We start from the raw sequence: 25,512 nt of genomic DNA on the forward strand, positions 1-25,512 counted from the left end.
TTGAGGCTGTCTCCTTTTTTGTTGCTATAATTACATTCAATACATCGACTTCTGAATTCATTATAAACATTGATGTTTTTAGTGTAATTCACTCATTTGATGATGCCAATTTTTAGTGTATTTTTGTAATAATGATTGAGCCCCAAAAAATATATTCTAATCTGGGATTTGATACTGACACTAGTATCTCTACTCTGTTTTTTACCGATAATAATTACAACTCCGATCTACTTAGGTTTGAAGAACGCTTAATTCTCAATACCGCAAAAAAGTTAAATGCATCGGCCGTTTATTTCAGGCGTTTTGCCAACAATCAATCATCAAAACCTCAGTTATTTATTTTCGATAACTCTAACGGGCAATTATCTGATGACGATATTGCGAATATCCATCGAAAAATATGGAGCAGTGGCATTGTGCCTTTATACTACGTTTTTGATAAAACAAACATCAATATTTACGATGCCCGTAAGCAAGTAAAATATAATGATGAAACAGGTGCCATTAGCATTAATCCGTTTAAGCAATTATCACTTGTAAAAGACTCTCATAACGAATACCAAAAGTTTTCGGCTCAGCTGTTTGCTAATGGAACTTTTTGGGAGCAAAAAGAAGTAAGTAAGCATTTCTTAAATAAAGAAAGTGCTGAAAACAAACTAATTGAAGGCCTTAAAAATGTACGCAAGCACTTTATCGAAGAAAGTGGTCTGGAACGTGAACTGGCCAATAAATTGCTTGTACTGTCCATACTTGTTAAATACCTTGAGGAACGAAAGGACGAACAAGGGAATCATGTTTTCCCATCAGATTATTTCAAAGTCTATAAGGGTGCTACGTCTTTTTGTGAGGTATTAAAAAGTGGAAAAACGGTTAATCTATTTGATGAATTAAGTAAACATTTTAACGGTAAAATATTTGAATTAGATAATTGGGAAAGATATACACTGGAAAATACCTCATTAAATTCATTGGCGAACTATCTTGGCGCCAAACACGATGGAGAACAATTAGTGATTTGGCCGCTTTATTCGTTCGAGTATTTACCGGTTGAATTGATTAGCCGTATTTACGAAGAATTTATTGACCAAAGAAAAGATGCCGTGTTTACGCCCATTCATCTGGCTCACCTAATGGTTGATGAATGTATGCCCATATCTCAACCAAAGGACAACTACAAGGTGATCGACATCAGTTGTGGTTCCGGCGTTTTTCTTGTCTCGGTATTTAAACGATTGGTGCAGTGGTGGCAAAAAAAGCAGTTCGACAAAACAGGTCAGCTATGCCATCCTGAGATAAAGGATTTGAAACAGATTCTTCGTCAATCGGTTTATGGTGTTGATATTGAAGAAACATCGGTTCGCTTATCAGTTTTTAGTTTGAGTATTGCCCTTTGCGACCTGCTTACGCCAACGGAGATATGGAAGGATTTGCGCTTTGATAACCTTCGGGAAAAGAATATCTATCATGGTGATTTCTTTGAATACTTGCAAAAAACACCCAATGGTCAATTCGATTTAGTTATTGGTAATCCTCCGTTTGAGGATAAGAAGAAAGACTTTAAACTGTTATTTGAACAATATAGTATACAAAGTGACTACCATATACCGCGGAATCAAATTGCAATGCTGTTTCTGCAACAAGCAATGAAGTTATTAAAGCCTGATGGGCTGCTGTCATTAGTGATGCCATCGGGTCCTCTACTCTACAATGATACACTTGATTTTAGAAAAGAGTTTTTCTCGCGATATGAAGTACCGCAGATTATTGATCTCTCAGAATTAAGAAATGCCAGTGTACTATTTGAAAAAACGATCGCCACTGCTGTTGTATTTGCTTGCAACAAAAAACCTAAGCCTGATAACAGCATCGCTCATATTTGTGTAAAGCGCACCAAGGCCACCAATGAAAAACTGTATTTTGAGATTGATCACTACGACATCAATTATCTATCGCAGGAAATCGCTTGTCATGATCCTTTTATCTGGAAGGCAAATTTAATGGGTGGTAATCAATTATATTACTTGGTTAACCGATTAGCTAAACTAAGATCCCTAGGAGAGTACCTCAAAGAAAAAAAAGAAAATCACAATTGGGTTTATGGTGAAGGTTACATTGTTTCAACAAAAACAGAATACGCTGAGCACTTAACAGGAAAAACAAAAGTTGAAACTAAAGATTTTACAGAAGACGGTGTTTTAAGGAAATCAGTAGAAACAGAGACAAAATTTTTACGTTCAAGAAAATCTATAAAAGAAATTTTTACATCACCTCACTTGTTAATCAAAGAGGTTATTGGAAAGAATAATTTTATTATCAAGTATTTTGAGGAAGACATTATTTTTAAACACCGTATACTAGGTATTCATGCTCCCAAAGGACAAGAAGAGCTTAAAAAGATTGAGAGTGTCTTAAAGAAAAACTACAAACTTTTCAAACTTCTCATACTATCTTCTAGTGCAGAAGCAGGAATTAGCAGATCAGGAGGTTATGTCGTTCTAAAAAAGGACTTCTTAAACCTGCCATACCCCCTAAAAGAGAAAGTTCTTGAGCTTTCAGAAAATGAGACAATCATCAGAAACGATGTTTTAAATTACAAACTAGAAGAGCTATCGAAAGGAGAAAAGGCTGCGATTAATACGCAAACTGTTTCTAAAGTAGAACTAGAAGAATTTGGCAAAATACTATGTACTAATCTTAATCCGATTTACCAGGCACAGAACCGAAAGTTTAAAGCTTTGAAGCCCATCCACACTATTTCCTACACCTGCTTCCCTTTTGCATATGGAAATGCTAAAATAAGCAATGAGCTTAAGGAGAAACTTAAAGATGGTGACTTAAGCGATTTGATTGAGAACAAGCAAGAGTCAGTGCTTTACCGACGAATCCTACGTTTATACAAGCAAGATATTATCTACTTAATAAAGCCAAATACTTTAAGGTATTGGTTAAAATCGGTGGCCTTACGTGATGCCAGCGACATTAGTGCAGATCTTATAAATAGCGGATATTAATGATAGGAAAAGAAGTAAAGCACAATGCACCCATCATTAATGACTTTTCGATTCCTGCGAATCAAACAATCGTCAGCATCCTTAATTTCATCAAGAATAAAGCACCACTATTTGCCAAAAGCTTTAAAGCTACTAAGAGTAACATATGCTATGAGGATGACATTACACAGGAACTCCTTTCTTTCTTTTCAGATCATGCGCGAAAAGAGAATTTCCTATTCCGCTTTCATGAGAAAAAAGGCATTGATATAACGATCCATGTTTCCCCTTATCAGGTAGCTTCAAAACCAATTTTTATGATTGAAGCTAAACGTTTAGAAAAAGCTCATTACGACTATGTAAACAACCCAAATGGAGGCATTGAGCGATTGAAAAGGGAACAAGATGGTTTTGACCATGCATTAAACCACGCTGCCATCCTTGGCTATATTCAGGATCATGATAGAAACTATTGGCTATCTAAAATCAATAAATGGATTGATCTCAATATTCAAAAAGAAACCGACATTGTTTGGTCAGAGCAAGATAAATTAGTTAGTAATCTTCCTCAATCTGACTACATCTCTAAGCATGAAAGAGTTGCCAAAGAAGACATTGCTATCTATCACTTTTGGATCAACCTAAACTAAACCATTACTTAAGCAACTCTGTTAAAGGAATCAAATCAAACTCCCCTTTATCAGGATGTGCTGTTTTAATGTACTCCTTATTCATCATAAACAATCGGCTGTTATAGGTGTCTTGCAGGTAACAATTGTCCTCATGAAAGTACTCTTCATCAACTTTAGTAAAGTTAAGCTCGCAATGCGAAAGCTCCCATTGATCACCCTCTTCATTCATGTACAATAGGGGGTAGCCATGGGTGCGGCAAATTATAGGACGAACGCTGTATATACTACACTGGTGTTGGTTTAGAAAGAAACAGGCTTCGCCAAGCTTTTCTGGACGTTTTTGCTCAAGTACAAGAGGGTAGTGCGCTTGCATTTGTTCCTTTATATAATCAAACTCAATGGGGAAAACATCAAAATTAAGACAGCATTTATCACAACCTTTCTTGCAAGCCATGTTCTGCTCATGCTCATCCCATAACTTAATGGTTGAAGAATCTATCTCATCTCTTAAAGTGCGGTAATCGTTTGTTTGAGCCATCGTCCTGTAATTTTGGGCAAAGGTAGGCTTAACAATGGCATTGTAATAGGAAAAACATAAATATTGATGCTTTTCTTGTTATCTAACTCTTCGTACTTTGAACTCGGATTATGTATTAGAATATCGTAATGAGGAATGAAAATACAAACAATCAAGAACTTTTTGAAACGAGTCATAGCATCGCTATGGTGAGTTGAAAGAAGTTGACTTATGTCTTGATTGGCAGTAGTTTCATTACGCAATAGATTTTCTAATGCATATTGCGGGTTGAACTATTAACTCACGACTTTTTGCTGTATCTTGCCGTTTCATTTACCTTAATACCGCATTAATGAGCATACAGTCCGACGAACTACAATCTTTAGTTTCAAAATACATCAACACCACCAACCGAAGTGTTTTTCTAACTGGTAAAGCAGGAACTGGTAAAACCACTTTACTTCATCGTATTAAAGAACACACACATAAGAACATGGTGGTGGCTGCACCTACAGGTATTGCCGCTATTAATGCAGGTGGAGTTACCTTACATTCCTTGTTTCAGTTGCCTTTTGGTTCTTTTATTCCAGATAATAATGGTGTTGACCCAAGTCGGATGCAAACTCTCGCTCACATTAATGTGCCCCGCTCATTAATCAAGAATATTCAGATGCATACGGTAAAGCGAAACTTGATTAAGCAAATGGAATTGTTGGTGATTGATGAGGTGAGTATGTTGCGGGCCGATTTACTCGATGCCATTGACTTAATTTGTCGTCATGTACGCCGACAGCACAATACACCCTTTGGAGGTTTGCAGGTGCTGTTTATTGGCGATATGTTGCAGTTGCCCCCAGTGGTTAAGCACGATGAGTGGAGCTATTTAAAGCCTTATTATAAGAGTCCTTATTTTTTTGATGCACAGGTATTACAAAATAATCAACCTGTGCACATTGAGTTGCAAAAGGTTTACCGCCAAACAGATCAAACCTTTGTTGATTTACTCAATAACTTGCGCGACAATAAAGTAACAAACAAAGATATTGAGCTGCTAAACCTGTATTATAAGCCTGGTTTTAATCAGCAAAACAACGATGGTTACATACAATTGACCACGCATAACTCCATTGCCGACGCTAAAAATGCCGAATGTCTTCAGGCACTTAGCGAAAAAGTGTATAACTACCGTTCAGAGGTAAAGGGCGATTTTAAAGAGCATCAATTCCCTTTGCAGGAGTCCATGTCCTTTAAAAAAGGAGCTCAGGTAATGTTTATAAAAAACGATTTCTCTGGTCAGCAGCGCTACTTCAATGGTAAAATTGGTAGCATCACACACATAACAAACGATGAGCTTGAAGTAAGCTTTTCTGATGGTAGTGATCCGGTTATGGTAGAGCATTATACCTGGGAAAATAAAAAGTATACGCTTAATAAAGAAACCAATGAGGTTGAAGAGAAAGTGGTTGGTGAGTTTAAGCAATACCCTATTAAGCTGGCATGGGCTATTACAGTGCATAAAAGTCAGGGCTTGACCTTTGAAAAAGCAATAATTGATGTGGGCAAGGCATTTGCTGCTGGTCAGGTTTATGTGGCCCTGTCGCGCCTGACATCATTAAACGGATTGGTGTTGTTAACACCCATAGCGCATCAGGGAATTGCCGCCGATGCTGCCTTGCAAGGCTTTGTGCAGCAAAAAATGGATGCTGATCAGTTAGAGCCAATCCTGCAGCAAGAGTCGCAGAAATACTTCAATAGCTTTGTACTGACTGCTTTTGACTTTACCGATTTGGTGGTGTCAATACACAAGCATGTTAACTCCTACACCAAGGATGCCAAGCGCTCAAAAAAGCAGCAGTATAAATCATGGGCCGAACAATTGCTGAAAGATACGGAGCCTTTGCAAGGCGTAGCCAATAGCTTTCGTAATCAAGTGCAACGCATTGTTCATGGCAACGATGCTGATTACGTGCAACACCTTATTGAGCGAATTAATAAGGCCATTGGGTATTTTCAGCCACCAATTAAGCAATGCCATTCTTCTATCATTCAGCATATTGATGAATTGGGTAAGCAAAAAGGCATTAAAGCTTACCAGACCGAGCTTAAGGATTTGGCGGCACAGTATTACGCCATCCTGCACAACATGTTAAAAGCAAAAGCTCTTCTGGAGTCATCGTTGCAAGGCATTGATGTTAATAAAGAGGATATTGACCAGCCCGATTTGCAGAAGCAAGCTCAATCGGCAAAAGCTAAAAAAGCAGAGAAGAAAGAGAAAGCTGTAAAAACGCCCAAAGTAGCGACTTATCTGGTTACTTGTGCCCTATATAAGCAGGGTAATGATATAGCCGCCATTGCTGAGGAACGGGGTTTGGTTAAAACAACCATTGAATCGCATATTGCCCGTTGTATTCAGGAGGATATTTTGTCTTTAAACGATTTTGTGGATTATGAAAAGCGCGAGGCGATTGCAAAGGGAGTAAAAGAATGCGCTGGAACCACCTTGTCGGAGATTAAAGAATACCTGAATCACAAATTCTCTTACTCTGAGATAAAATTTGTTCAAGCCTGGATGCAATCAGATGGGGTTTTGTAAAAATTCCACCTCTGCTAATCGGAAAACTAAGTATGGAAAGTTTGTTTGCAGAGGCGGAACTTCTTGGTTAAGGAGGTTGCTAGAAGATGATTAATATCGTTATTATAATGAGTATTATTAATTGATATAACAGCATTACCTGCGGAAAATCTGGGTTTTTCAAAAGGCGGATAAGGCCATTTTTTTGATTCCTTTTCATAAAGTTAGTGTTAAAGTTAGGTCTGATTTGAAGCAAATATTATGCCGAATGGCATCTATTAGAGAAAAAAGTTGCTATTAGTTTAGCTGCAAAATACTTATATCTTTGTTTATCAAAATCTAAGTCAATGAAAATAACTTTTTTCCTAATTACCTTGCTCTTTAGTGCGGGTCTTTATTCACAAGATCGGGTACTGGTGTCTTCTTTGGGCATCAATCACCAAGTAGGAGAATATCTTTTAACCTCTAGTGTTGGGGAGCCCATAATTGGTTCTGTAGCAATAGGTGCTTATCAACTCCATCAAGGTTTTATTCCCTTTAAAGTAGTAAGTACCCCAGCTAGTTTAGCTGAAAATGCTTTGAGGATTGAGCTTTATCCTAATCCAGTCAGTGATTTTCTTATATTGAAAGGAGTTGACATGGATAAAAAGCATTTCATTTCCTTGTTTGATGCCAAAGGCCGTTTGGTTTCTAAAAATGAACTACAAACAAGCAAAATAGATGTGTCATCCTTAAGTCCAGGAAGTTACTATTTATTGCTTACTAATAATAATCAAGTTGTATTTAAGAATTTGCTCATTAAGCAATAGGATACCGTCAATTTATACCCAGTCATGAAAAAATTCCAATTAAGTATTATCGTATTTTTGATTGCTTCTGTGCTATTTGCTCAGCAAGTGCCAGAGAGTGTCAATTATCAGACCATAATTAAAAATACAAATGGTCAGTATGTTTCAAATGAAAGTGTCTCATTACAGCTTAATCTCGTAAAAGATAGCCCAAGCGGAATAATCATTTACAGTGAAATGCATGTTGCACAAACCAATGATTACGGACTGATCAACTTGAAAATTGGAGAAGGACTGAGCAATGATGTGTTTGGCGATATAGATTGGAGTTCAGGACAGTTTTTCTTAGCATTGAAGGTGTCAATTGGTAATACTGGTGTTTACGAAGATATGGGAGCATTCCCGTTTAGCAGTGTTCCATATGCCTTGTATGCCAAAGATGCTAATGTTCAACTTGAAGAAGGGGAGGGCATAACAGTAGATAATAAACAGGTAAGTGCTAAAACTACGAGTCCACTTTGGAACGCCAATGCCCTACAAAATAAGCCTGTTGAAGCATCAGAACCAGCGATTGGTGATGTTTTAGTGTACGATGGTTCCAACTGGGTGCCGAGTCAACAAAATACAGTTCCAGTAGGTACGGGAGTATTAAGTTTTGAGGCTGAAGCGCCCAATGGATACGATTTCTCTGGAAATACCATTGTTACAAAAAAGAAATCTGGAGAATGGACAAGTGTAGCACCTATGAATATTAAACGTCGTTATGTGGCAGCCTGTGAATATGAAGGTAAATTATATGCTTTTGGAGGCGAGGAGCAAGGTGACTTCACAACTGACCATGTTGAGGTGTACGATCCGGTATTAAATCAGTGGTCAACGCGGGCGGCTATGCCTTTTGAAAGGGTACATGCGTCTGTTATTAGTTCGAATGGCTTCATATACATGGCAGGTGGTTTTGAAGATAATTCTCACTTTGGAACAACTAGGGTTGATGTTTATAATCCTATCGATCAGGTGTGGAGCTCTATCTCTCCAATGAATACTGGACGTTGGGGTAATAACATATTTGCTTATAACAATAAATTATATGCAGCGGGCGGTCAAGATGCTTTATCAAATAGCAATTTTGTGAATTCAATTGAAGAGTATGATTTTACCACGGATTCTTGGACCACAATTTTTACTTTGCCACAACTGCATATTGGAACAAAAATGGCCATGTTAGATGGTATCATCTATTTTGTTTATAGTTCACAAGAGGATAATGGTTTAAATACCTATTCTTATAATATAAATACGAAAGAGTGGAAGACCCATCCTCCATTAAATACTACACGCTTGGACTTTGCTCTTGGCACCATAGGTGGCCACCTGGTGGTGACTGGTGGAATATACAACGGTGAGCACATAAATAGTACAGAACTATTTTCCACAGAAAGTAATAGTTGGATAAGTATTGTTGGTGATTTAACTGAAGGTGCATATGGTCTTAGAGGAGCCGAAGTAGATGGCAAGTTTATTGTTGCCGGCGGGGTTGATGTTGACGGTTTAAAAACCAATGTAACGCAAGTGTTAACCTTGAGCGATATTGAAGAGGTTATATATCTGCATTTAAGTCAATAGTTAAGTATAAAAATATAGTGGTCTAAATAGCTGCTAGGTAATCTGGTTACTGTATCCAATAGTATTTCGATATGTTTTGTGAGGCGTATACGAAATTTGCACACAAACGTATGCTTAGTGTGAGTTATAAACAGCTAATTGTCATGTTTTATCGGCATAATACCGAATGATAAGTGAGATTATTCGATATTTGTAAGGATTATTGAAGTTTCACTTTTGTGAATGATTGTTTATTAAATAATGTTAGGTTTTGAATAAGTTTACTAGAAAAATAATTCATTTTTATAGAGCGCTCACAAAGAAATCTCCTTGGGTTTCTTGTGAGGTAAGTGTTAAAAAGGAGTGGGTAGGTTCGAAAAATGGGGGTTTTTATGTTAATTCTGAGCACTTAAATGAAAATTCTATTATTTATTCGTTCGGTATCGGTCATGATATAAGTTTTGATAAATCTCTTATTGAGCAATTTTCATGTAATGTATTTGGCTTTGATCCAACACCGAAATCAATTGCTTGGGTTAAGAATCAGGACGAAATTCCAGGGTTTAATTTTATTCCTGTTGGGATAAGTGATAAATGTGGAGACTTATCTTTTTTTCTTCCGAAAAATAGTCAGCATGTATCAGGTAGCTTGGTTGATAATGACATTACCAATACCGAAGATGTAATTGCTGTACCAGTTAAGGATTTAAAAACAATAGCTGAAGAGCTAGGTCATAAATGTATTGATGTTCTCAAGATGGATATTGAGGGGGCTGAATATGATGTAATTGGCGATATTCTTGCCTCTGGTATTGAGGTGAAACAATTTCTTATTGAATTTCATCATCGCCTATACGAAGGAGGAAATAAGAAAACGCAGAATGCCATCAGGCAATTATCTGAAAAAGGTTATAAAGTTTATGCGGTTTCTGATTTAGTTGAAGAAATATCGTTTATTAAAATGGGCTAAATAATTATAGATTCTACACAAATAATTGCTCGTATTTTGATGTTAATTTACTAATGTCAAATGCTTTAAAATCTCCTTGTTTTAATTGTTTGTTTTCAAAATCAACTTTAAGCTTTAGTAATGTTTCTACAAGTTCATCTAACTTGAAATTAGAGCAGTATTGGTTTTCTTTTTCTAATAATTCAAATAAGTCGCCACCATTTGAAATATGAAGTATTGCTTTATTCGTGGCCATATAATCAAATGCTTTTGATCCAATAAAATCAGATTGATGAGGGTCTAGAATTGATAAACCACATTGGTATTTGCTGAGTGTCGCTGCAATTTCTTTGGGGTTAATGAGAGGCTTGTATCTAACAATATCAGGTATAGGATTTGAGTAGTTTGCTGCGGGGATGCCATAAATATCCACTTTAAATTGATGCGTAAAAAATGGATCATCGAGTTTTTTAATGGCCTTTGCTAATAGGTCAATAGCTAAATGCTTTTGGCCTAGTAAAGAGCCAAAATATACAATGTTCAATACATCTTTATTCGTGTTCAATTCTGTGTTTGTGGTGAGATATTCATCTGTATCGTAGCCATTATGAATAACGACGTATTTATCTTGACAAGTTTTGTAAATGCTAGAAAATGCTTTTTTAATTGATTCAGTAGTAACCACTATTTTATCAGCATGAAGCATGGTTTGTAATTCCATGTTAACAGCTTTTTCTTTCTTGGCAAATGATTTTATCGCCGATCCATAGGCATATTGAGGCTCGTCATTCCACTTGTCTCTAAAATCGACAATGAGATTTATGTTGGGGTTTTCAACCTTTATAATACTTGCCATGTAGGCTACCGAACAAGGAGCAGCAGTAACAATTACGTTTTTTAACGATTTTGATTTAATAAGTTTTCGAGCGTAAGGTATCAGTTGTGATTCCCAACCCTGTGCATTATCCATCCAGTTACATTTGAACTGGTAAATTAATCGAAATATTTCGTATGTTTTTTTCTCAAAAAAGCCACGCTTCTTATGGCGTAATAACCAATTAGGGTATATTCCCTTTAAGCGGTGGATGATTATATTAGGGTGTTGTACATCGTGCAGCCAATTAACAGTATCTATATTCTTATAGTTAATAGTGATAACATGAATCGTATAGCCTCTATTCGCAAGGTGTTTACAGAATTTACTCCATCTACGGGTTCCAACGCCACCCATGGGTGGAAAGTTGCGTGCGATTAATAGTATTTCTTTATCTATCACTATATTGGTTTTATAACGTTGTAATTTCTTGTTGTATATGGTACGAATTTTTCACAAGATACAGCATAAACATTGTAATAAAAATAACGAAGAGTTGGTCTGAATCCAAGAGCTTTTCTCGGAGCTGATTTCCACTTCTTTGTATAATTTTTTGCTATAACATATTGAATTGTTCATCAATGACTTTGTGCTTTAACCATTAGCAATAGTTCTGTCCTTATTAGGGGAATGTGTATGTAAGGTTTACTGAATCATAATTGTACTTCAATAACTAGCTTATACTTTTGTAATTAATTCGAAAATTTCATTGGATAAATCAAATGCTCAAGTACATCAAAATCGGTGGATTGATACATTGTATAATAAAAGCATTATGGCATAAAATAGGTGCATAATGGATTGCTTGCACCTATATCTAGTATCTTGCATTTGGTCTCATGAAGTACTTTCTGTAAAAAAAATTCTGTTTTCTTAAGCGGTCTTCTTTCTTAAGTATTATCATGGTTTCGTCGCTCAAATAAGGTTAATATCCAATAGTTAGCACGTGGCGAAACAATTCTGTTGAGGCCATTACATATTTTTGAAATGAGATTGCCTTTTACCAATGGGAAATCATCATTCTTACAGTTTGGACACATGGTATATTTAACCGGATTATAGTATCGATTACCTAGATTCTGTCTAATGTCCATTAAAAATGGATTATATTGTTGGTGCAAGCTCCCTCCCAAACTATGTTTTATCAATTCAAAGTCATCAGAAAATAATTCTTTAATTCTCAATAAATCAAAACTTTGATAATGACCATTTGTATTAAAGACGGCATTGCATTTTGGGCACTTTGTTTCGCAAAACTTTAAAAATTCTTTATGTGGTACGGTTATTAGAATGTACCTGCTGGCAATCCGTTTAAACTCCTTAACACTTGCTTCGAGTTGTTCATTGTTCAGGTGTTCCAATAGTTGACTCGAAAATACCATATCAAAACTTTCAGATTCAACAGGTATTGATTCTGAGGAACAGTTAATTGTAGGGCAATTAACTTGTTTTAAAGCCGCATCAGACATGTCTGCGCCAGTAGTTTTAAATGATTTTGATAATTCATTAGTAATTATGCCATTGCCGCATCCAATATCTAGTATTGATGAAGTGTCTTCCGGTATGTTTTGAAGTACCCATGGGATTTTTTTCTCCGTAATTGAGCCGCTGCTGTCATAGTCATACCAGATGGTATCTTCTGAAAAATGTTCGTTTGTTTTTGTGCTCATTAAGAAATGGTTTTTTATGCTAACGCTTGAAAATGGAAGTTTTTAGTTCAGTTTGATTGAAAATACCGAGTAATTTCATGCTGTACGCCCATATTGATAATGCCACTATCGTTCGTATTAAGATGTTAGCTATACTATTAATGATATTGTGATTTAGTATCTGAAAAACAGGAATAAAGCTTGTGCCAACTATAATAAGAGTTGAAATTAAAACTATAGAATAGTTTTCTTTTATAAAGATGACGAATTTAAAATTCTTCCGAATGACATACAAGAATAATATTACAAGTACAGATTTTGATATGAGGGTGGCAAAAGCTGCCCCAACAATGCCCCAAAGTGGAATAAAGACAATATTTAGGAGTACGATAGCAAGGCCCATTATCAAATTAAAATATGTGATGAGTTTGTAATAGCTTGATAATTGAATGATTTGAGTTCCAATACCCAGAAAACAGGTAACCAGAAATGATAACGATATAAAAAACACAACCCATTTGCCTTCTGCGTATGATGGAGGTAAAAGTGAAAGAAAAATATCAATATTGATCCATATTGGTATGAATATTAGAAAACCAACTAGCACTTGTGAGATAACCGAGAGACGAAAGAATTTTTGTAATGAACCATAATCTTCATCTTTTATAGCCTGTGCAATAATAGGCGTTGAAATTTTACCCATGGCTAACCGAGGGATTCTTACAATGGTTCCAATGAAGTTAGCAATGGAGTAAACTCCTGTTCCTCTTAATCCTATATAATAGGTGATCATTAGCTTATCAATATAAATGGCTATTGAGTTACTTAGGCCATTTAATATAAAAAACAGGCCAATGCTGGCCATCGACTTCATGTGGGGACGGTATATTTTTAAAGACGGAAGTTTAAGTGAAATGTCTCCTTTATAATATAAATGAATGTATACAGCCATGGCTGGGATGGCAAAATTAAGCACATATAGCCAAAGGAATTTTTCAAAGTCAATTAGTTCAAAATAGAATAAAGCTATAAGAGCGGTGATGACAATACGCATTACTAATTCTTTATAGAATGAGCCTAGAGTAGCTTTTAGTGTTGAGCTAGCAAAAGTATCTACTATAAGAAACGATAAAGTGAAAAAAGTTAGAGGAAGTATTAATATGCTATATTCTCTCAGTATTTCTGAATCGGGCATTCGTTCAATAAGCCATTTGTCGGCAATCAGGTAAAAGATTATTGATAGCACTGCAAAACCCAGCATTGAGTATAGCCAAATAAATGAGAAGAAGCGATTATGATGGCTTATTTTGTCTTCAAACTTTGGAAAGAAGTAACTGATAATACCATTGGAGCCTAAGCAACTGATTTGACCCAGCATGGCTGATATCGAAACAAAGATATTGATAAGCCCAATTTCTGCCTCGGAAAAAAGGATAGGAAAAAGTAGAGCGACATTAAGTGCACCTAATATTACCCCCAAATAAGAGTAGAGAGATCCTTTTATTGTTTGTTTAAGTACAATTCCCAATGTGAGTCGCGATTGAATTTAAAGCAAAGAAACGTAAATTCTAATAATGCTTAATTGTTTTTACATATTTTTGACATTGGAATCATTGATATTGAACAATTAAAAAAGCGATAATGGCTTTAGCACCTGTAATTGTATTTTGCTTTAATAGACCAAAACATATTTCTCAAACACTTGATGCCTTAAAGAAATGTACTTTGGCCGAGCAGACTGATTTGTATATTTATAGTGATGGTGCTCGTAACGAGACTGAAAAGGTGGCAGTTGCTGAAGTGAGAAAAGTTATCAGCGCTATTACAGGTTTTGAATCAATTACAATAACAGAGCGAGAAGATAATTTTGGCCTTGCAAAATCAATTATAAGTGGCGTTTCAGAAGTAATAGATAAGCATAAAAAAGTAATTGTTTTAGAAGATGATTTAATCTGCTCAGAGAGTTTTTTAATAAATAAGAATACAATGCTTTCTTATTTTGAACCGCATCAAGAGGTATTTTCAACGAGTGCATTCTGTCCACCAATTAAGGTTCCAAAGGATTTTAAAGCTTCTTTATTTTTATATCCACGCATCAGTTCATATGGTTGGGGTACCTGGATTGATCGTTGGCAAAGTGTTGATTGGACAATGGATACTTTCAATACATTTATTCAATCTAAAGAGAAACGTCAACAGTTTAATAGGGGAGGAATTGATTTATCGCCCATGTTACTCCATCAAAAAGTAGGTAAAGTCAATTCATGGGCAGTTCGTTTTTGTTATGCTTCTTCGGTGCAAAATAAAATGTGTGTTTATCCACTCGAATCAATGTTGGCTCACATAGGGTACGATGGCTCAGGTACACATGCTAGTGCAAACAATAACTTTGGCGATTCGGCCAGTAATAAAGTGATTCAAATTGATGCTTATCCCGAAGAGAATAAGCTTATCTCGGATCAGATGCGAAGCTTTTGGCGTAACTCACCTATTAGACGACTAATAAACTGGTACAAACGAATTGTGTACATATCCATACTCAAACTATAGATATTGGAAGATAATTTCCTCGTATTCTAAATCAGGCAATATTGCTAATTTTTGTTAATTCAAAGATTAATTGCCATCTTTTCCCGCTGATCTAAAGGCATTTTATATTTTTGCAGTAATTCTGAACAATGGCAAAAACAAAACAAATAACAAGCGGGCGTAAATTACGCAGTTCATACATAACCACAACCATTAGTATTGCACTGGTTTTGTTTCTTATAGGTATCATTGGTTTGCTGTTTTTAAATGCGCAACGCTTATCTACTTACGTTAAAGAAAACATTGGCTTTACAATTTTGATTAAAGACAATGCGCGTGAAGCCGAAGTAAAGCGTCTGGAAAAGCTTATGAGTACTTCTCCGTTTATTAAGCAAACCGAATACATTGATAAAGATCAGGCGGCGAATGAGCTTAAAGAAGAGTTAGGCGAAGATTTTGTTGAGTTTTTAGGCTACAATCCATTGCTGTCGTCCATCGATGTTAAGCTGTTTGCTCAATATGCCAACCCCGATAGTTTGGTAAAAGTTGAAAAGGTAATTATGGAATTTCCTCAAGTGAAGGAAATCATCTACCAAAAAAACCTTATACATCTGGTTCATCAAAATGTTAAGCGAATTGCCATTGTATTAGGAGGCTTTGCCTTAATGCTCTTGTTAATTGCCATTGCTTTAATAAATAATACAATCCGCTTATCCGTTTATTCAAAACGTTTTATTATTCGAACAATGCAGTTGGTAGGCGCTACCAAAGGCTTTATTCGCCGACCGATTTTATTAGGCAGTGTTTTGCATGGATTTGTCGGTTCGGTAATGGCCATATCATTATTGGCTGTAATGATCTATTTTACCAGTAAAGAGTTGGCTGGAGTAATCGGGTTTAATAGCATGGATCTCATCCTCATCCTATTCGGAATTGTGATCTTACTCGGTATTTTTATCACCTTTTTATCAACCTTTTTTGCCGTTAATAAATACTTGAATTTACGTACCGATGATTTATATTAAATCATTGATACTTTAATAAATATAATCACATGTCACAGAAAGAACAGGATAAGAAATTCCAATTTGCATTGGCAAAGGAAAACTACATATTATTAGCCATTGGTTTTGCAATAATCATATTAGGCTTTGTTTTAATGATAGGGGGTCGAAGCGATGATCCAACCGTATTTAACGAAGAGATTTTTAGTTTTAGGCGAATTACACTGGCGCCAATTGTCGTGTTATTTGGTTTCATGTTTGAAATCTATGCCATCATGAAAAAGCCAAAAACAGACAAGTAATACACATTAATTTATGGGAATTGTTGAAGCTTTAATTCTTGGAATAATCCAAGGGTTAACGGAGTTTTTGCCTGTTAGTAGCAGTGGGCATTTGGAGATTGTAAAAGCTATTTTTGGCGATAATGCAATGGCCAAAGAGAGCATGTTTATGACGGTAATGTTGCATGGAGCAACGGCCATTAGTACGATTGTAATTTTTCGTAAAGAGATATTTGAAATAATTAGTGGCTTGTTTCAGTTTAAATGGAACGAGCAAACAATTTTTTCATTGAAGATTATTGTTTCAATGGTGCCAGCAGCTGTTATTGGTGTATTGTTCAACGATCAAATGGAAGCCTTGTTTGATAGCCAAATATTATTGGTTGGTTGCATGCTTATTCTTACAGCAGGACTTCTTTTCTTGGCCGATAAAGCCAAAACAACTGATAAGGGTGTTTCATTTTCCAATGCTGTTGTAATTGGTATTGCCCAAGCAATTGCCATATTACCAGGTATCTCACGATCAGGGGCTACAATTTCTACCTCAGTGCTATTGGGAATTGACCGAACGCGTGCTACACGCTTTTCGTTCTTAATGGTTGTTCCTTTAATTCTAGGTAAAATGGCCAAGGATTTGTTATCCAGTGAATTTACAACTGCCGATGTATCAATAATGCCTGTTGTAGTCGGTTTTGTTGCTGCGTTCTTAACAGGATTGTTAGCTTGTACCTGGATGATTAAACTGGTAAAAAACAGCAAGTTGGTTTATTTCTCTATCTATTGCGCCATCGTGGGAACCATAGCCATTGTGCATCAATTATGGTTTTAAGTTAGGTTTGTTTTTAAATTATTTCATCGATGAATATTGAATATACTGAAGAGCGATTCCGTGAAGGACAGGTGTTGCTCATCAACAAACCATTGGAATGGACTTCCTTTGATGTTGTTAATAAAATCAGACTCTCTTTAAAGCGTTACCTGGGCATTAAAAAAATTAAAGTTGGTCATGCAGGTACACTCGACCCATTGGCAACGGGCTTGGTAATTGTTTGTACTGGAAGAGGCACCAAGCAAATTGATCAATACCTGGGGATGGATAAGCAATATATTGCAGATGTGCAATTTGGCGCCACCACACCATCTTTTGATTTGGAAACAGAGGCCGACAAGCATTTTCCTCACGAACACATCAATGATGAGTTGTTAAATTCAGCAATTGAAAAATTAAGTGGAGAAATTGAGCAGGTACCTCCAATGTTTTCGGCGCTTAAAGTAAATGGTCGTAAAGCATATGACTTGGCACGCCAGGGAAAAGAGGTGGAGCTAAAAGCTCGTAAAGTATGCATTAATGAGTTAAAGGTAATGAAGTGGAATAATCCCAACCTGAAAATTGATGTGGGATGCACCAAAGGAACTTACATCCGTTCGTTGGCACGCGACTTGGGGTATGAAGTGGATTCAGGAGCTCATTTAACAGGTTTAATTCGCACACGCATTGGCCCTTATCTTTTGTCAGATTCCATGTCAATTGAGGAATTTGAAAAAAATCTTGCTACTTTTGCAACAAAATAAAAAATGCCACGTATAAGGTACGCCTGTTTGAACTAAAATAGCACTTCAAGTGTATAGTTAACAGGTATCTATCAACAAATAATCATCTTGCTACATTGTGAGATGTTTTTTTTGATTTTAGATAAGTAGTAAAGCAATATATTAAAACGAAATATATATGAAGTTATCAAAGTTTAAGTATAACCTACCGGAAGAGTTAATTGCCCTGCATCCAGCGGAAAACCGTGATGAGTCACGCTTAATGGTGCTGAACAGACAAACCAAAGAAATTGAGCATAAGATCTTTAAAGATATGATCAATTACTTTGATGATGAGGATGTAATGGTGTTTAACAACACTAAGGTATTTCCGGCAAGATTATATGGAAACAAAGAAAAAACGGGTGCTGAAATTGAAGTGTTTTTGTTGCGCGAATTAAATCGTGAGCAGCGCTTATGGGATGTATTGGTTGATCCGGCACGTAAAATCCGTATTGGTAACAAATTGTATTTTGGCGATGATGATAATCTTGTAGCTGAAGTAATTGATAACACCACATCTCGTGGCCGTACATTACGTTTTCTATACGATGGTTCGTACGAAGAATTTAAAGAAACGCTTTACGGAATGGGAGAAACGCCTATTCCATCAATGATTGGTCGTAAGGTGGTACCTGAAGACAGAGAGCGTTACCAAACGATATATGCCAAGCACGAAGGAGCTGTAGCTGCACCAACAGCTGGTATGCACTTTAGTCGTGAGCTAATGAAGCGTTTGGAAATTAAAGGTGTCGATTTTTCTGAAATTACACTCCATGTTGGTTTAGGTAACTTCCGTCAGGTTGACGTAGAAGATTTGACCAAGCATAAAATGGATTCGGAGCAAATCTTTATTACCGAAGAAGCGACTAAAATTATTAACGCAGGTAAAGATAAGAAGAAGCGTGTATGTGCCGTAGGTACTACTGTTATGCGTACGCTTGAAAGCTCTGTGTCAACATATGGTCATGTTAAACCATTTGAAGGCTGGACCAACAAGTTTATCTTCCCTCCATATGAATTTCAGGTTGCTAATGCAATGATTACCAATTTTCACTTACCACTTTCTACCTTAATGATGATGGCTGCCGGTTTTGGCGGTTATGATTTTATTATGGAAGCATATGAAGTAGCAGTGAAAGAGAAATACCGTTTTGGTACGTATGGCGATGCTATGTTGATCATCTAATTAACTCATATATTGATTCTAAAGCCGACTCTTGGGTCGGCTTTTTTATTTTTTGCCCACTATCTTTTTTTGTAACTTGGGATTAAGACAGTTAAAAAAAAGATGATGGTTCGAATATTTGTCCCAATAAACTTCTCCGATTATTCTATCAATGCACTTCGATATGCCATAAATCTTGGTAAAAAAGTACCCTCATCAATAACCCTCCTTAGTTGTTGTGATGTTCTTCAGGAAAAAGATCAAGAAAGTGATCTGGCTAAAACCGAAAATCGCCTAAAGGAATTTGTTGCGTCTACTATCCAAAAGTACACCTCTGCTTCTGATTCAATTAATTTTATTTATCGTGTCGAATGCGGATACCCCGAAGATGTAATTGTTGAAATCGGGAATATTGACGATCCCGATGTAATTATTATGGGAACTCTTAGCAAGGGAGAAACCATTAAAGAGCTCTTGGGTAGTGTTACCAGCGATGTTATAAAAAATGCCAAAGTACCTGTTTTAGCTGTTCCTGCGGCTTCGCAAGTTGATACTGAAAAAATTAGCCATGTGTTGTTTGTAACTGATTTTGGCGAAAGAGATTATCGCTCTTTGCACAAACTAATCCGTTTAATAACACCTTTTCAAACCAAAATTTTCGCCACGCATTTTAAAGCATCTCAACCCGATAAATGGGATAAAAAGCGCATGGAAGAAATGCGATTATATTGTGCACAAACATATCGTAACTATCACATTAATTTTGATATTATTTCGGGAGAAGATTTTGTGTCGGATTTAGATGCCTTTATTGAATTAAATTCCATCGACCTTATTGCAATGACAAGGCATAAACGTACGATGATATCAAATTTTTTGCATCCAAGCATTACACGTAAAATGCTGTTTCATACCGATATTCCATTGTTAGTATTTCACGAATGATCGAAACAATAAAATAGGCACAGTGTTTATTTTATATAAAAGCAGTAATTTAACAGTTTGCAAGGCTATATTAAGAAATCAAACATGCATTGGCCAACAGGGCTAAGCATCAAAACATCATACTATGGGAACAGGTAAAAAAAGAATTGGGATATTGTCTGCCGGGGGCGATTGTCCGGGTATAAATGCAGCTATCCGTGGTGTTGGTAAAACTGCAATTGTAAAATACGGCATGGAAGTGGTTGGAATTGCCAATGGATTTAGCGGATTAATGAATATGGAAGCTACACCCATGGAAGAAAAAGCACTTTCGGGTATTATTACTGTAGGAGGAACAATTCTTGGTACATCGCGATTCAAACCTTTTAAAGTAGAAGATGGAGAAACCGAAAATAAGCCTCAAATAATAAAGGAAAATTACGATAAGCTTGGTTTAGATGCCTTGGTGTGCATCGGAGGTAATGGCACCCAAAAAACGGCTAATTTGCTGTCAAAAGAGGGCTTAAATGTGGTTGGTATTCCAAAAACAATTGATAACGATGTATTTGGTACCGATGTAACGTTTGGCTTCGATTCGGCGGTGGATATTGCCACCGAGGCAATTGACCGCTTGCATACTACGGCTAACTCGCATAAAAGAGTTATGGTTATTGAGTTAATGGGGCATCATGCTGGTTGGATTACTTTACACTCAGGAATAGCTGGTGGAGGAGATGTGATTTTATTACCAGAGTTAGATTTTGACTTGGATAATGTTTGTAATTGCCTGATGGAACGTAGTAAAGTTGGCAAGCCATACTCAATTGTAGTGGTTGCAGAAGGCATTGAGAAACCTAAAAAGAAATCGGCAGCCAGCTATATTGGTAAAAAAATCCAGAAGATGACAGGTATGGAAACCCGCGAAACCATTTTAGGTTACATACAGCGCGGAGGAAGTCCGAGTCCTCAGGATAGAATTCTTGCAACACGTTATGGAGCCCACGCGGCAGAATTAATACAGCGAGGTGAGTATGGAACAATGGTATCGCTTAAAAACGATGTGATTACTTCTGTTCCTTTGTCTGACGTTGGTGGTAAATTGCGATTGGTTAATCCTGATCACTATTTAATTGAGCAAGGCCGTAGTATGGGTGTTTGCTTTGGATAGAAATAATTTTTAAACATATACGGATGTCATTCTTATTAAAAAGTTAGTAAGGGTGACATCCTTTTTTTATTGGAGAAATGATTTAGAACGAATTATTATCTTTGCACAAAATAATACTGGATTATGCAAGCAGATGAAATCAAACAGTTGAACGAGCAGTTTGCCAATTCAACAGCACAAGAAATATTAAACTATTTTATTGAACGTTTTGGCGATAAAATAGGTCTGGCATCAAGCCTTGGGGCCGAGGATCAAATTCTTACCGAAATGGTTGTGGCAATTAACCCTGCTACTAAAATTTTCACTTTAGATACTGGTCGTCTTTTTCCTGAGACTTATGATTTAATCGACCGTACTTCACGTAAGTACAAGAAGAATATGGAGGTTTTCTTCCCTAAAAAGAAGAAGGTTCAAAAGATGGTAAATGCAAAGGGTATCAACTTGTTTTTCGAGAGTGTAGAGAACCGCAAAGAATGTTGTTTTAACCGTAAAATTGAACCTTTACAACGTGCTTTTAAAGGCTTGGATGTTTGGATTTGCGGTTTGCGTTCTGCACAGTCGGTAACCAGAGCTGATATTGATAAGGTAGAATGGGATGCAAATAACAATCTGTTAAAAATTAATCCTTTGGCCGATTGGACCGAAGAGCAGGTTTGGGATTATATCAAAGAAAGAGGTATCCCGTATAATACTTTGCACGATAAAGATTTTCCAAGTATTGGCTGTCAGCCTTGTACAAGAGCCGTTATGGAAGGCGAAGATGTAAGAGCCGGCCGTTGGTGGTGGGAAAATCCTGACACAAAAGAGTGTGGATTACATAAAAGATAAATTCGAACTCTATGTTAGAGTATAGAAAAAAAAGAACCGTTCTTTTGCCTAAAGCTTAAGAACGGTTCTTTTTTTATTCCGTGTAATTTTTTTAGAATAGGAAAATCAGTCCTCCAGAGAAATCGCCCTGAACAGCAATAACTCCAGTACTTATACCAACCCCACCACTTGGTCCTCCCGATCCAATTCCCAGGAATAAACCTCCGCCTGAAAAATACATTGGTAAAAGAAGGCGACCTTGCATGCGAATGCCAATTCGATCACTAAAGAAGAATTTTAAACCTCCTCCCAAGGCTGCAGAAAAAGCAACATGATCATCAACTCCACTGTTTTTCATGTCAAACCAAGTGGCACCAAGCGATACCATACCAAATGGAACTACCGGGCCTTTCTTTAGTTCTTTTATACCTCCCAGTTGGAAATAATTAATGTTGATGTCATAATTTTGGGTAATGCCCTCTGCAAAATCAGCAAACCTACCTGTTGTAGGCGATTGGGTAAATGAGAATTCACCTAGTACGCCAGGCATTACTTCAACCGCTAAAGCGCCACCGTAATGCACTGCATCTTGCATCTTAAACTCTGCTCTGTAAAAATCAACCCTACCGTTTAAGGAATAACCATAAATAGGTGTTAGCTCAATACGAGCTTTTGGTGTGCTTTTCTTAGGAGCCGGCTCTTGAACTTTATAGGTTCGCTGAACAGTACCTGATGAGCTGGTTGGATTTTGTGCAACTAGACTTAATGGTATAAGTAGGGCTGCAGTTAAAAATAGTGTTTTTAGGTTAGTCATTTTTATATGTGTTAAAATGTCAATTTAAAGTATAACAAGTAAATGCACTTTTTGATTAAAAAAATATTAAAGAACGCCCAGTATTTGCACACAGATGACAAGTAAAACCATAGCTACCGGGTAAACGGTTGCATAGGCTATGGCCGCTGCATTGCTATCAGTCATGCTATCAACGGCAGCCAATCCTGGCGTACTGGTCATTGATCCTGTTATAGTTCCCAACAGTGTTAATATATTGAGTGATTTCATAAAGTAGGCGGCAACAACAGTCATTAACATGGGAAATAATGTTAGTATACCTCCTACAATAAATAATTGAACACCATAATCGTTGTAGGTATCAATAAGGGTTGCGCCCGCTTTGGTCCCCACCGATGCCAAAAAGAACATTAACCCTAATTGTCGGAGTAGTTGGTTGGCAGCACCTGACATACTCCAAATGACAGGTCCAGTTCGACCAATTCGTGATAGTATCATGGCAATTGTTAGTACACCTCCGGTTAAACCCAGGCTAAAAGAAAATGAAGCACCAAATGAGAGCGACATTTTACCAAACAACACACCTAGCACAATTCCTGCAGCTACCGGAAAGAAATCCGTATCAGATAACTTCTTATCATTGTTGCCGAAAATGCGAATTACTTGTTTCATGTTTTCGCGACTACAAGCCACCATTACTTTATCGCCCATTTGTAGCTTTAACGATGGTGTGGGAGTAATGTCGATACCACTTCGTCGGATTCGAGTGACTGTTGCCTGATAATTGGTCCATAAATTAAATACACTAAGAGCTTTATTAACCGATTCGGTATTGGTAACCAAAATTGATTGCACTTCATAGCCTGCATCTAATGGTATTTTGTCAGCTGTTTCTGATCCTACTAATATGGTAATTTTTTCCATGGCATCTTTTGTGCCAACGGCTCTTACCAAATCGCCTTTATCAAGTCGTGTATTGTTGTTGGGCGTAATTGCATGGTTATCGTGCATCACACGCGATATCACAGCCTGGGTCATGGAGCGTACTCGTAACTGACCAATCGTTTTCCCAATAATATTTTCATTTTCAACAACAAGGTTTCGATGGATGATTTCCGGAAACCCTGCTTCTGCATTTTTCTCGTAATCTTTTTCAGCCTCTTTAATGTTGGCTTTAATAATTTTTGGATAGAACTTGGCAAATAAAATGACTCCTATAACGCCAAACGGATAAGCGACACCATAACCAATGGATACTAATGGCGAATTAGTGGTTTCAATGGCTGCTGCCAATCCGGGGGTTGATGTTAAAGCACCGGTAAGAAGGCCTGTAACAATTGGCATATCTAAATTAAAAGCATGATACAGTATAAATGCCATTACTGATGCAGATAAAATAACTACCGTGGCTAATACAGCTAAGTTGCGCCCATTTTTCTGAAAAGAATCGAAGAAACCTGGACCTGCCTGCACACCTATTGTGTAAATAAAAAGTATTAGTCCTATTTTTTCAAGTATGCTAGGCATTACAATGCCAAAATGCCCAAATATTAAGGCCACAAATATGATGGCTGAAATATCGAGTGATACTCCTTTAATTTTAACATTGCCAATAATAAAACCGAGGCAAATGATTACAAATAATGCGAAGTAGCTAGTTTGCAAAAGTTCCATGCGAATAGATTTGTTTTAAGAATTAGGCTATAAAGTATATGCCTGTTAAGCGGAGTTTCATAAACTGAATTAAAATAAGTTGCAAATATACACTTTCCATCTCAACCATACTTTCTTAAATTTATCGAATGAATGGCGAAACAGATGAATTGAGAGTTCCATATGCCAAATGAAAATAAATTTAAACACATGAAACACCCATGGCAAGTAAATTTGGCACACAGGGGGATGATTATTGGAGGTAATTCGGAACTTAGTGAATAAAAGAAGGCATGGCTACGACAAATAACAACATAGAGTTTGAGCAAGTCATTGAACGAGGCTGCGGTATCGACATCCATAAGCAAGTGTTGGTAGCAACCATTCGAGGAACCGGGATAAAAGAGGAAACCCGTTCCTTTGATGGATTTACAGAGTCCATTGAGCAGCTGCGCGATTGGCTTAAAAAGAATAAAATTACCCATGTTGCCATGGAAAGCACAGGCGTATATTGGAAGCCCGTGTTTAATATCTTAGAAGAAGAATTTGAGATATTATTAGTTAATGCGCGTCATATAAAGAATGTACCNTAGGACAAGTAACAACATAGAGTTTGAGCAGGTCATTGAACGAGGCTGCGGTATCGACATCCACAAGCAAGTTTTGGTAGCAACCATCCGAGGAACCGGGATAAAAGAGGAAACTAGTTCCTTTGATGGATTTACAGAGTCTATTGAGCAGCTGCGCGATTGGCTTAAAAAGAATAAAATAACCCATGTTGCCATGGAAAGCACAGGCGTATATTGGAAGCCCGTGTTTAATATCTTAGAAGAAGAATTTGAGATATTATTAGTTAATGCGCGTCATATAAAGAATGTACCAGGTCAAAAGACTGACAAGAAAGACAGTCGGTGGATCACTAAACTGTTGTTAAGTGGTTTATTAAAAGGAAGTTTTATTCCGCCCAAAGGTATACGCGAGTTACGGGATTTAACTCGTTACAAGCGTAAAGTTATTGAGCA

General features: G+C 36.8%; 22 protein-coding genes and 1 pseudogene. 17 read left to right on the top strand and 6 right to left on the bottom strand.

The window, feature by feature from the left end; genetic code table 11:
- Positions 1 to 131: 131 nt before the first annotated feature.
- Positions 132 to 3,011, top strand: coding sequence for a class I SAM-dependent DNA methyltransferase (locus FNN09_RS05610; RefSeq protein ID WP_143300510.1), 2,880 nt, complete (start codon positions 132 to 134; stop codon positions 3,009 to 3,011).
- The gene (locus FNN09_RS05615; RefSeq protein WP_143300511.1) at positions 3,011 to 3,640 is read left to right on the top strand and encodes a hypothetical protein; all 630 of its coding nucleotides are present in this window, start codon (positions 3,011 to 3,013) and stop codon (positions 3,638 to 3,640) included. The genes FNN09_RS05610 and FNN09_RS05615 overlap by 1 nt, the downstream gene beginning before the upstream one ends.
- Before the next feature lie 4 nt (positions 3,641 to 3,644).
- On the opposite strand, the gene FNN09_RS05620 is transcribed toward FNN09_RS05615, so the two are convergent.
- The gene (locus FNN09_RS05620; RefSeq protein ID WP_143300512.1) at positions 3,645 to 4,160 is read right to left on the bottom strand and encodes a YkgJ family cysteine cluster protein; all 516 of its coding nucleotides are present in this window, start codon (positions 4,158 to 4,160) and stop codon (positions 3,645 to 3,647) included.
- Positions 4,161 to 4,491: 331 nt separating this feature from the next.
- Here FNN09_RS05620 and FNN09_RS05625 point away from each other — a divergent pair, with 331 nt between their 5' ends.
- The 4 genes from FNN09_RS05625 to FNN09_RS05640 all read left to right on the top strand — a co-directional run bounded on the left by FNN09_RS05625 (position 4,492) and on the right by FNN09_RS05640 (position 10,071).
- Positions 4,492 to 6,732 carry a helix-turn-helix domain-containing protein gene (locus FNN09_RS05625; RefSeq protein WP_143300513.1) on the top strand — a complete coding sequence of 747 codons (2,241 nt, stop codon included), beginning with the start codon at positions 4,492 to 4,494 and terminating at the stop codon, positions 6,730 to 6,732.
- Between the two features lie 326 nt (positions 6,733 to 7,058).
- The gene (locus tag FNN09_RS05630; protein ID WP_143300514.1) at positions 7,059 to 7,520 is read left to right on the top strand and encodes a T9SS type A sorting domain-containing protein; all 462 of its coding nucleotides are present in this window, start codon (positions 7,059 to 7,061) and stop codon (positions 7,518 to 7,520) included.
- Positions 7,521 to 7,544: 24 nt separating this feature from the next.
- Positions 7,545 to 9,122, top strand: coding sequence for a kelch repeat-containing protein (locus tag FNN09_RS05635; protein ID WP_143300515.1), 1,578 nt, complete (start codon positions 7,545 to 7,547; stop codon positions 9,120 to 9,122).
- 250 nt (positions 9,123 to 9,372) lie between these two features.
- Positions 9,373 to 10,071 (top strand): FkbM family methyltransferase, encoded by a 699-nt coding sequence (locus FNN09_RS05640; RefSeq protein WP_143300516.1) that lies wholly within the window; start codon positions 9,373 to 9,375, stop codon positions 10,069 to 10,071.
- 13 nt (positions 10,072 to 10,084) lie between these two features.
- Here FNN09_RS05640 and FNN09_RS05645 read toward each other — a convergent pair whose 3' ends face one another.
- The 3 genes from FNN09_RS05645 to FNN09_RS05655 form a co-directional block, all read right to left on the bottom strand.
- A complete protein-coding gene (locus tag FNN09_RS05645) occupies positions 10,085 to 11,326 on the bottom strand; it encodes a glycosyltransferase (protein WP_143300517.1) in 1,242 nt (413 codons plus the stop codon).
- 488 nt (positions 11,327 to 11,814) lie between these two features.
- On the bottom strand, positions 11,815 to 12,594 hold the full coding sequence (locus tag FNN09_RS05650) for a class I SAM-dependent methyltransferase (protein ID WP_143300518.1): 780 nt from the start codon (positions 12,592 to 12,594) through the stop codon (positions 11,815 to 11,817).
- Positions 12,595 to 12,613: 19 nt separating this feature from the next.
- A complete protein-coding gene (locus tag FNN09_RS05655; RefSeq protein ID WP_143300519.1) occupies positions 12,614 to 14,101 on the bottom strand; it encodes a lipopolysaccharide biosynthesis protein in 1,488 nt (495 codons plus the stop codon).
- 113 nt (positions 14,102 to 14,214) lie between these two features.
- Between FNN09_RS05655 and FNN09_RS05660 the strand changes: the two genes are divergently transcribed.
- From FNN09_RS05660 to FNN09_RS05700, 9 genes are all read left to right on the top strand, one after another.
- Positions 14,215 to 15,123 carry a glycosyltransferase family A protein gene (locus FNN09_RS05660; RefSeq protein WP_143300520.1) on the top strand — a complete coding sequence of 303 codons (909 nt, stop codon included), beginning with the start codon at positions 14,215 to 14,217 and terminating at the stop codon, positions 15,121 to 15,123.
- A 128-nt stretch (positions 15,124 to 15,251) separates the two neighbouring features.
- Entirely contained in the window at positions 15,252 to 16,127 is an 876-nt protein-coding gene (locus tag FNN09_RS05665; RefSeq protein WP_143300521.1) for an ABC transporter permease, read from the top strand.
- 29 nt (positions 16,128 to 16,156) lie between these two features.
- A complete protein-coding gene (locus FNN09_RS05670; protein WP_143300522.1) occupies positions 16,157 to 16,408 on the top strand; it encodes a DUF3098 domain-containing protein in 252 nt (83 codons plus the stop codon).
- A 13-nt stretch (positions 16,409 to 16,421) separates the two neighbouring features.
- Positions 16,422 to 17,216, top strand: coding sequence for an undecaprenyl-diphosphate phosphatase (locus tag FNN09_RS05675; protein WP_143300523.1), 795 nt, complete (start codon positions 16,422 to 16,424; stop codon positions 17,214 to 17,216).
- Positions 17,217 to 17,245: 29 nt separating this feature from the next.
- Entirely contained in the window at positions 17,246 to 17,959 is a 714-nt protein-coding gene (gene truB / locus FNN09_RS05680) for a tRNA pseudouridine(55) synthase TruB (protein WP_143300524.1), read from the top strand.
- 157 nt (positions 17,960 to 18,116) lie between these two features.
- Positions 18,117 to 19,166: a tRNA preQ1(34) S-adenosylmethionine ribosyltransferase-isomerase QueA gene (gene queA, locus FNN09_RS05685; protein ID WP_143300525.1), complete on the top strand. Its 1,050-nt coding sequence runs from the start codon at positions 18,117 to 18,119 to the stop codon at positions 19,164 to 19,166.
- Between the two features lie 105 nt (positions 19,167 to 19,271).
- A complete protein-coding gene (locus tag FNN09_RS05690) occupies positions 19,272 to 20,090 on the top strand; it encodes a universal stress protein (protein WP_143300526.1) in 819 nt (272 codons plus the stop codon).
- A gap of 124 nt (positions 20,091 to 20,214) precedes the next feature.
- Positions 20,215 to 21,237 carry a 6-phosphofructokinase gene (locus tag FNN09_RS05695; protein ID WP_143300527.1) on the top strand — a complete coding sequence of 341 codons (1,023 nt, stop codon included), beginning with the start codon at positions 20,215 to 20,217 and terminating at the stop codon, positions 21,235 to 21,237.
- 123 nt (positions 21,238 to 21,360) lie between these two features.
- Positions 21,361 to 22,065, top strand: coding sequence for a phosphoadenylyl-sulfate reductase (locus tag FNN09_RS05700; RefSeq protein WP_143300528.1), 705 nt, complete (start codon positions 21,361 to 21,363; stop codon positions 22,063 to 22,065).
- Between the two features lie 91 nt (positions 22,066 to 22,156).
- On the opposite strand, the gene FNN09_RS05705 is transcribed toward FNN09_RS05700, so the two are convergent.
- On the bottom strand, positions 22,157 to 22,858 hold the full coding sequence (locus FNN09_RS05705) for a hypothetical protein (protein ID WP_143300529.1): 702 nt from the start codon (positions 22,856 to 22,858) through the stop codon (positions 22,157 to 22,159).
- Between the two features lie 66 nt (positions 22,859 to 22,924).
- Positions 22,925 to 24,511, bottom strand: coding sequence for an aspartate:alanine exchanger family transporter (locus tag FNN09_RS05710; RefSeq protein ID WP_221932426.1), 1,587 nt, complete (start codon positions 24,509 to 24,511; stop codon positions 22,925 to 22,927).
- A gap of 272 nt (positions 24,512 to 24,783) precedes the next feature.
- Between FNN09_RS05710 and FNN09_RS05715 the strand changes: the two are divergent.
- A pseudogene (locus FNN09_RS05715) lies at positions 24,784 to 25,077 on the top strand (transposase); the annotation flags it as partial.
- The coding region (locus FNN09_RS05720) for a transposase (RefSeq protein WP_143300531.1) at positions 25,073 to 25,512 on the top strand (440 nt) is incomplete at its 3' end. The pseudogene FNN09_RS05715 and the gene FNN09_RS05720, both read left to right, overlap by 5 nt.

This window comes from Carboxylicivirga sp. M1479 (assembly GCF_007097485.1).
Classification (GTDB): Bacteria; Bacteroidota; Bacteroidia; order Bacteroidales; family Marinilabiliaceae; genus Carboxylicivirga.